Annotated in this window: 6 protein-coding genes; 1 reads left to right on the plus strand and 5 read right to left on the minus strand. The window is 74.5% G+C overall.

Annotation, left to right across the window (positions count from 1 at the left end; genetic code table 11):
* Positions 1-160: 160 nt before the first annotated feature.
* From ACIPM1_RS33580 to ACIPM1_RS33600, 5 genes are read right to left on the minus strand one after another with little or no spacing between them, the layout of a single operon-like run.
* Positions 161-1,471, minus strand: coding sequence for a DUF58 domain-containing protein (locus ACIPM1_RS33580; protein ID WP_402441130.1), 1,311 nt, complete (start codon positions 1,469-1,471; stop codon positions 161-163).
* Complete coding sequence (locus tag ACIPM1_RS33585; RefSeq protein ID WP_402441139.1) at positions 1,471-2,460, minus strand: AAA family ATPase; 990 nt, start codon at positions 2,458-2,460, stop codon at positions 1,471-1,473. Before ACIPM1_RS33585 ends, ACIPM1_RS33580 begins: the two co-directional genes overlap by 1 nt.
* Positions 2,460-3,659: a DUF4350 domain-containing protein gene (locus ACIPM1_RS33590; RefSeq protein ID WP_402441132.1), complete on the minus strand. Its 1,200-nt coding sequence runs from the start codon at positions 3,657-3,659 to the stop codon at positions 2,460-2,462. Before ACIPM1_RS33590 ends, ACIPM1_RS33585 begins: the two co-directional genes overlap by 1 nt.
* Positions 3,656-4,441 (minus strand): DUF4129 domain-containing protein, encoded by a 786-nt coding sequence (locus ACIPM1_RS33595; protein WP_402441134.1) that lies wholly within the window; start codon positions 4,439-4,441, stop codon positions 3,656-3,658. Before ACIPM1_RS33595 ends, ACIPM1_RS33590 begins: the two co-directional genes overlap by 4 nt.
* Before the next feature lie 4 nt (positions 4,442-4,445).
* Positions 4,446-5,807 carry a glycerophosphoryl diester phosphodiesterase membrane domain-containing protein gene (locus ACIPM1_RS33600; RefSeq protein ID WP_402441135.1) on the minus strand — a complete coding sequence of 454 codons (1,362 nt, stop codon included), beginning with the start codon at positions 5,805-5,807 and terminating at the stop codon, positions 4,446-4,448.
* 140 nt (positions 5,808-5,947) lie between these two features.
* Between ACIPM1_RS33600 and mtnA the strand changes: the two genes are divergently transcribed.
* Complete coding sequence (gene mtnA, locus ACIPM1_RS33605) at positions 5,948-7,090, plus strand: S-methyl-5-thioribose-1-phosphate isomerase (RefSeq protein WP_402441137.1); 1,143 nt, start codon at positions 5,948-5,950, stop codon at positions 7,088-7,090.
* Positions 7,091-7,957 lie beyond the last annotated feature (867 nt).

A 7,957-nucleotide genomic window follows, 5' to 3' on the forward strand; every position in this document is an offset into this window, starting at 1 on the left:
ATGGTACTGCAGGGGGGACCCTGTGGGAGAGTAGGACGCCGCCGAACAAATTTTGAAGAAAACCCCGCACCTCACGGTGCGGGGTTTTCTGCGTTTTGGCCCCATAACGAAGACGGGGCCGACGGCCGGAAAGCCCGGCTGCCGGCCGACCGATGGGGGCTCACAGCCGGCCTGCCGCTTTCAGTGCGAGGTAGGCGTCCGCGAGAGCCGGGGCCAGGTCGTCCGGTGTCGCGTCGACGACCGTGACACCGTGGCGGCGGAGCTGCTCGGCGGTGCGATGGCGCTCGGTCTGGGCCTGGGCCGCGGCGGCGGCCTCGTACACGGCCTCCGCCTTTCCGCGGCCCGTGGCCATCCGGGCCACATGGGGATCCGCCACCGAGGCCACCAGCACCGTATGGCGCTGGGTGAGCTGGGGGAGGACCGGCAGCAGGCCTTCCTCGACCGGGGCCGCGTCCAGGCTGGTCAGCAGCACGATCAGCGAGCGGCGGGGAGCCGTGCGCAGTGCCGTGGCCGTGAGCCCCCGGGCGTCCGTCTCGATGAGCGCCGGCTCCAGCGTGGCCATGGCGTTCACCAGCGACGGCAGGAGGTCGCCCGCCGCACGGCCCTGGACGAGGGCGCGCACCCGGCGGTCGTAGGCGAGCAGGTCGACGCGGTCGCCGGCGCGGGAGGCCAGCGCCGCCAGCAGCAGCGCGGCGTCCATCGAAGCGTCCAGCCGAGGTGCGTCGCCCACCCGGCCCGCGGAGGTGCGGCCGGTGTCGAGGACGAGAAGGATGTGGCGGTCGCGTTCCGGACGCCAGGTGCGGACGGCGACCGAGGACTGGCGGGCCGTGGCGCGCCAGTCGATCGACCGGGTGTCGTCGCCGGGGACGTACTCGCGCAGGCTGTCGAACTCCGTGCCCTCGCCGCGGGTCAGAAGGCTGGTGCGGCCGTCGAGCTCACGGAGCCGGGCGAGCTTGGCCGGCAGGTGCTTTCTGCTGGTGAACGGGGGCAGTACGCGGACGGTCCAGGGGACCTTGTGGGTGCCCTGGCGGGAGAACAGGCGGAGAGGGCCGTAGGAGCGGATGGTGACGCGGTCGGCCTGGCGGTCGCCGCGCCGGGTGGGGCGCAGGTGGGTGGTGACGCGGCGGCGTTCGCCGGGCGGCACCGTGAGGCGGTGCCGGGACGCCTTGGTCTCCGTGCCGGACAGCCAGCTGCTGGGCGGCCAGGCGTCGCGCAGCTCGGCGCGCAGGGGGCGGCTGGACGGGTTGCCCACGGTGAGCGTGACGTCGGCGGACTCGCCCAGGCGCACGGAGGTGTCGCCGGAGCGGGTCAGGCCGAGGCGGCGTACCGGCGCGGCGAGGGCGTAGTCGCAGGCGCAGGCGAGGGCCAGCGGCGTGTTGACCGCGAGGATGCCCGCCCAGGTGGGACCCCAGATGCCGACCGGGAGGGAGCCGAGGGCCGCGAGGAGCGCGGCGCGTCCGGTGAGGGCCATCAGCGGGGGACCGGCACGTGGGCGAGGATCGCGTTGATGACGGAGTCGGCGGTCACGCCCTCCATCTCCGCCTCCGGGCGCAACTGCACGCGGTGGCGGAGGGTGGGCAGGGCGAGGGCCTTCACGTCGTCGGGGGTGACGTAGTCGCGGCCGGTCAGCCAGGCCCACGCGCGGGACGTCGACAGCAGGGCCGTGGCGCCGCGCGGGGAGACGCCGAGGGTGAGGGACGGCGATTCGCGGGTGGCCCGGCAGATGTCGACGACGTAGGCGGTGATCTCGGGGGAGACGGTGGTCTCGGCGATCGCGGCGCGGGCGGCGTCCAGGTCGGCGGGGCCGGCGACGGGGCGTACGCCGGCGGCGCGCAGGTCGCGCGGGTTGAAGCCTCCGGCGTGCCGGGCGACGACGTCGATCTCGTCCTGGCGGGACGGCAGAGGGATCGTCAGTTTGATGAGGAAGCGGTCCAGTTGGGCCTCGGGCAGCGGGTAGGTGCCCTCGTACTCGACCGGGTTCTGGGTGGCGATGACCAGGAACGGCTCCGGGAGTGGGCGCGGGGTCCCGTCGACGGTGACCTGGCGCTCCTCCATGGCCTCCAGCAGCGACGACTGGGTCTTCGGCGGGGTGCGGTTGATCTCGTCGGCGAGGAGGAGGTTGGTGAAGACCGGGCCGGGCTGGAAGGAGAACTCGGCGGTGCGCGCGTCGTAGACGAGCGAGCCGGTCACGTCGCTCGGCATGAGGTCGGGGGTGAACTGGACGCGCTTGGTGTCGAGTTCGAGCGCGGCGGCGAGGGTGCGGACGAGCAGGGTCTTGGCGACTCCGGGGACGCCTTCGAGGAGGACGTGTCCGCGGCAGAGCAGGGCGACGACGAGGCCGGTCACGGCGGGATCCTGGCCGACCACGGCCTTGGCGATCTCGGCGCGCAGGGCCTCCAGGGAGGACCGCGCGGGGCCGGCGTCCCCGGGGTGCCCGGCGTTGTCAGTGGTCGGGTCCATCATGGACGGCGTACCTCTCTTTCGAGGGCGTCGAGTTGGTCGGCGAGGGAGACGAGGGCCGCGTCGTCGCCGGGCGGCGGGCCGAAGAGGAGGGAGTGCAGGGGCTGTCCGTCGCCGTGGAGGTGGGCGGACAGCGCGGGGAGCAGGGCCTCGGGCGCGTGCGCCTGGGCCACGGGCACGCCGACGAGGGGGGCGAGGCGGGTGCGGGTGGTGGAGCGCAGAGCGTCGGCCGCGCGGTCGCGGGCGTTCGCCTTGCGGTAGAGGCGGGCGCGGCCTTCGACGGCTTCGGAGGCCCGGATCGCCACGGGGAGTCTTTCAGGTACCAGGGGGCCGAGTCGGCGTGCCCGCCACAGGGCGGCCAGTGCCGCGGCGACGAAGAGCTGGAGTGTGGCCCACAGCCAGCCGGAGGGGAGCAGGTCGAAGAAGCTGCGGGCGCCCGTGTCGGGGGCCGCCGGTTCGTCGGCGAGCGAGGGGAGGTACCAGACCAGATGGGGGCGGGAGCCGAGGAGTTGGAGGGCGAGTGAGGCGTTGCCCTGCTTGTCGAGACGGGTGTTGTAGAGGATGTCGGGCGCGCCGAGCACGACGGTGTCGCCGCCCTTGGCGGTCCGCGGCAGGAGCAGCAGGGTGGGCAGGCCGTCGCTCGGGTAGCAGGAGTCGGCGCCGGGGACGGTGCTCGAGTAGCGGAGGCCGCCGCCGGTCTCGGCGCTGCCCGCGCGCCGGGCGGCGGGCAGCGAGCAGCCGGGGGAAAGGGTGGTGACGAAGCTGGGGGCGCTGCCGGCGATGACACCGGGGGCCAGTCTGCCGACGGACGGGGTGTCGGGGGCGACCAGGACGGTGCGCCCGCCGGAGGCGGCGGTGGCCGTGTGGAGCCGGGACTGCTGATGCTTGGTCAGCAGGTCGGGGACGGTGACCAGAAGGGTGGTGTCGGGGCCGGCCGCGGCGCGCGCCTGGTCGAGGGTGGTGACCGTGCGCGTGGACACGCCGTGGTCGGCGAGCAGCGCGGTGACGGCGTGACTGCCGTAGGGGTCGGCGGAGCGCGGGTCGAGACGGCCGTGCCGGGTGCCCGAGTGGAGCAGGGCGAGGGCGACGGCGGCCGCCAGCAGCAGCACGAGCGCGAGCAGGATGCCCCGCGTGCGGGTCCACACCTGGCGGGTGGTGGGCGAGGCCGAGGTGGACGGGAGCGTGGCCTCGGTGGTCATCCGGCGGCTCCCTGGCGGGCGTTGTGGGCGGCGCTCGGGTCGCTGCTCGCGGTCTGTGGCCTGGTGCGCTCCAGGTCGCGGTCGAGTTCGGCGATGCGGTGGTACGACTGCTCGCTCGCCCTGCGGCCGCCGTATGTGACGTCGTCGAAGTCCCGGGCGGCCGCGCGGAGTCGGTCCGTGTGGGCGGGCAGGGAGCGGCCGGCCTCGGCGGCCGCCTCGTCGGCGGTGCGACCCGGGCGGACGTCGAGGAGGGCGCGTTCCTCCAGGGAGCGGACGATGGCGCGCATCCGTTCCTGGACGGCCTGGCTCCAGTGGCCCTGGGCGGCGTGCGCCTCGGCGGCCGCGCGGTGCTCGGCGGCGCTGCGGGGCCGGTCGTCGAACAGGACGGCGGACGAGGCGGCCTCGCGGCGCGGTGTGCCGAGCCGCCACCACAGGGCGGCCAGCACCAGCAGTACGGCCACGAGGAGGACGACGACGCCGAGTGTGCCCCCGGGTGTCGCGGCCGAGGCGGAGCCGAAGAGCTTGGCGACCCAGTCCCAGAAGGCGTTCAGGGCCCGTAGCAGCACGCCGGGGTCGTTCTCGTGGTACATGCGCTTGGACAGCTCGCGCCGGGCCGCCTCCCGCGCGGGATCACGCGGGATGGTCACCGGCGGCTCGTCGCCGCCCGCGCGCGCCAGTGCCAGGACGGCTGTGCCGCGGGCGCGCCCCAGTGCTCGTACGGCCGTGTCGGCCGCCCCGGTCAGCGTCGGCAGCGCCGTGAGCACTCCCCCCGTCAGGCTCACGCCATCAGCTCCCCGAGGCGGTGCTGTCGCCGCCGTAGCCCTGGACACCGGCGGCGCGGGCCAGTTCGAGGTCGAGGGCCTCGCGGCGGATGCGCTGGTCGATGTAGAGGAGCACGGTGACGCCGGCCGAGATGGGAAGCGTGATCGTCGATCCGATCACCGCTCCGACGCCGCTGATCAGGAGGTACGTCCAGCCGAACTCGGCGGTGCCGTTGAGGAGGCCGCCGACGCCGTCGCCGCCGAACGCGGAGGCGATGAGGGTGAAGGGGATGACGACGATCGCCGAGATGATGCTCGCGATGAGGACGGCCAGCGACTGGATGCCGCAGACCCGCCACCAGGAGCCGCGGACCAGCTTGGCGGAGCGGCTCATGGCCTTCACGATGCCCTGCTTCTCCAGCATGAGCGCCGGAGAGGCGAGGGCGAAGCGGACGGCCAGCCACAGCGCGACGACCGCGGCGCCGAGGCTGCCCAGGGCGGCGAGCGCGAAACCGCCGGCGGGCGAGCCGGCGACGGCCACGAGGATGCCGGGCAGCGCGCCGAGGCCGATCACGGCGGCGCCGATGAGCAGCAGCAGGAGGATCAGGCCGAACAGCCGGGGCACCTGAGGCCGGGCGTCCCGCCAGGCCTCGCCCGCGGTGACCGGCTTGCCGAGCACCGCGCGGCTGGTGACCATCGTGAGCAGCGCGGTGGCGAGGACGGTGCCGATCATGGAGACGACGAAGAGCAGGCCGGAGCCGAGCATGGTGTCGCGCATGGCGCCGAGCAGTTCGTGGGGTGTGGCGTTCGGGTCGTTGAGGACCTGGGTGCCGGCGCTCTGGTCGAGCGCGAAGCGCTGCAGCAGGATGACGAGGATCTCGGTGACGACCGCGACGACCAGGGAGATGCCCAGGACCGTGCGCCAGTAGGTGCGCATGGTGGACACCGCGCCGTCGAGGATCTCGCCGACGCCGAGCGGGCGCAGCGGGATCACTCCGGGCTTGGCCGCGGGCGGCGGACCGCCCCAGCCGCCTCCCCAGGCGCCGTATCCGCCGGGGCCGCCGTAGCCGCCCGGTGCCGGGCCGCCGTAGCCGCCGTGGCCGCCCTGGCCGCCGCCCGCCGGGGGCGTGCCGCCCCAGCCGGGGCCGGGGGGCGGAGGCGGTGGGGTCCCGCCGGGGGCCGGGCTCCCGGTGGGGGCGGACCACTGGCCGGGGGGCGGCTGCTCCTTCGACCACTTCGTGCCGGGGCCCTGCGGCTGTGCGCCCGGCCGGCCCGCGGGCTGTGCGGGGCCGGGGCGGCCGGCGGCGTCGGCAGGGCCGGACGTGCCGGGTTCCTGCCCGTCGGACGGGGCGGATCCGGGCGAGGCCCAGCCCGGAGTGTCGTTCATCGTCGCTCCTTCACGGTGCCCGTCCGCGGTCGCGGCGGCAGGTTGGCAGCCATCGTGCCATGGGGTGGTCTTCGGCGGATCGGCCGCGGTGGAGGCCGCACACCTTCAATTGTCCGCCCGGTACGGGGCAGACTGACGGCATGGCTGATCAGTACGCGCAGACCCGCGAGGACAACCGGCCGGCCGGGACACCGGCGATCCGCTGGGAGGAGCCGCCCGAGGGCCCGGTCGTGGTCCTCCTCGATCAGACGAGGCTGCCGACCGAGGAGGTCGAGCTGGTGTGCACGGACGCGCCCGCGCTGGTGGAGGCGATCCGGTCGCTCGCCGTGCGCGGGGCGCCGCTGCTCGGCGTCGCGGGGGCCTACGGCGTCGCGCTCGCCGCCGCGCGCGGCTTCGACGTGGACGACGCCTCCGCCGCGCTGGCGGCCGCCCGGCCCACGGCGGTGAACCTCTCCGTCGGCGTGCGCCGGGCGCAGTCCGCGTACCGGGCCGCGCTCGCCAGGACGGGTGATCCGCGGCAGGCCGCCGCGGCGGCGCTGGCCGCGGCGCGCCAGCTGCACCAGGAGGACGCGCGGGCCAGCGCGCGGATGGCCGAACACGGGCTGACGCTGCTGGACGAGCTGGTGCCCGGCGGCGGGCACCGCCTGCTCACCCACTGCAACTCCGGGGCGCTGGTGTCGGGTGGGGAGGGCACGGCGTTCGCGGTGGCGCTCGCCGCGCACCGCGCGGGCCGGCTGCGGCGGCTTTGGGTGGACGAGACCCGGCCGCTGCTGCAGGGCGCCCGGCTCACGGCGTACGAGGCGGCGCGCAACGACATGGCGTACACGCTGCTCACCGACAGCGCGGCGGGTTCGCTGTTCGCGGCCGGCGAGGTGGACGCCGTGCTGGTCGGCGCGGACCGCGTCGCGGCCGACGGCTCGGTGGCCAACAAGGTCGGCAGCTACCCGCTCGCGGTGCTGGCGCGGTACCACCACGTGCCGTTCATCGTGGTCGCGCCGGTGACGACGATCGACCTGGAGACGCCGGACGGGGCGTCCATCGAGGTCGAGCAGCGCCCCGGGTACGAGGTCACCGAGATCATCGCGCCCCAGGTCCCGGTGATGGGCGCCGGTGGCGGCATCCCGGTCGCGCCGCTCGGCACGCAGGCGTACAACCCGGCGTTCGACGTGACCCCGCCGGAGCTGGTGACCGCGATCGTCACGGAGGAGGGCGCCGTGTCGCCGGTGACCGCCAAGGCGCTCGCCGAGCTCTGCGCCCGCTCGCGGCACGCGACGGTCGGCTAGCACGGACGTCGTACGGCTCGCGCGCACGGGCCCTGCCACCGGGGGCGTCCCACCCCCGGTGGGCGCCGCGCGCGCCCCGCCGGCATCCCCGGCCCCGGATTGGGGGCAGACGCCCTGTCGACCACCTCAGGTAGCCATGCGTCGGCGGCGTGCGGCCGGGCCGGTGTGTCCCAGGGAAACCGAATTACCGTGTCGGTTCGGGGTGCGGCGAGACGCGCGGAGTCGTCGGCTTGCCGGGCTCGGACTCGGCATCGTCGAGGTAGTAGACAGCTCCGGATTCACGGCGTCGTGTGCTCACGAGCAGCCAGCCGACGATCTGCCCCCGTGTGTCCCGGACTTGCCAGGGATCGAGACCTGCCCCCCAGTACACCTGCTGGTCGCTGCGTTCTCCGGGGGCTAGTCGACCGCTCATGTCATGGCAGTCACGTCCACGACTGTCGCCGCACTCGAACAGGACAGCTGGGGAGCCGGTGTCATTGACGAAGGCCACGGAGCTGAAGTTGGCGGGGTCCGTGGGATCCATGGTCGCCGGATCGCAAGCACTCAGAACTCCCACGACGAGTGCGGCGACCGGCCACGCTCTGTGCGGACGAGTACCCAAGTCGAACCCCCCGTTCGGCGACGAGAGCCTACAGAAGGCCAACGTTGCTTGATGCGGCACTAGCTACGGCTCAGGGTTCGTACAGTAGTGCGCTCCACCTGGACGCCGGGAACCACGCCTACTGGGCAGGGAGGGCAGGGCGGGTGCGTGCGGTCGAGCTGACATCCGTCACTGACTGTGAGGATGTCGGTGGTGTCACCCGAGGCGGTCTGACCCGCCGACTGACCGACGCAGAGGCTGTCTTGTTGATGAAATGTCGGCCGGCT

Source organism: Streptomyces sp. NPDC086766, from assembly GCF_044746005.1.
Lineage (GTDB): Bacteria > Actinomycetota > Actinomycetes > Streptomycetales > Streptomycetaceae > Streptomyces.

What these genes read in the sequence shown, in the direction of transcription:
- ACIPM1_RS33590 (WP_402441132.1), bottom strand. Translation starts at nt 3,659, where the DNA reads ATGACCACCGAGGCCACGCTCCCGTCCACCTCGGCCTCGCCCACCACC.
- ACIPM1_RS33600 (WP_402441135.1), bottom strand. Translation starts at nt 5,807, where the DNA reads ATGAACGACACTCCGGGCTGGGCCTCGCCCGGATCCGCCCCGTCCGAC.
- ACIPM1_RS33585 (WP_402441139.1), bottom strand. Translation starts at nt 2,460, where the DNA reads ATGGACCCGACCACTGACAACGCCGGGCACCCCGGGGACGCCGGCCCC.
- mtnA (WP_402441137.1), top strand. Translation starts at nt 5,948, where the DNA reads ATGGCTGATCAGTACGCGCAGACCCGCGAGGACAACCGGCCGGCCGGG.
- ACIPM1_RS33580 (WP_402441130.1), bottom strand. Translation starts at nt 1,471, where the DNA reads ATGGCCCTCACCGGACGCGCCGCGCTCCTCGCGGCCCTCGGCTCCCTC.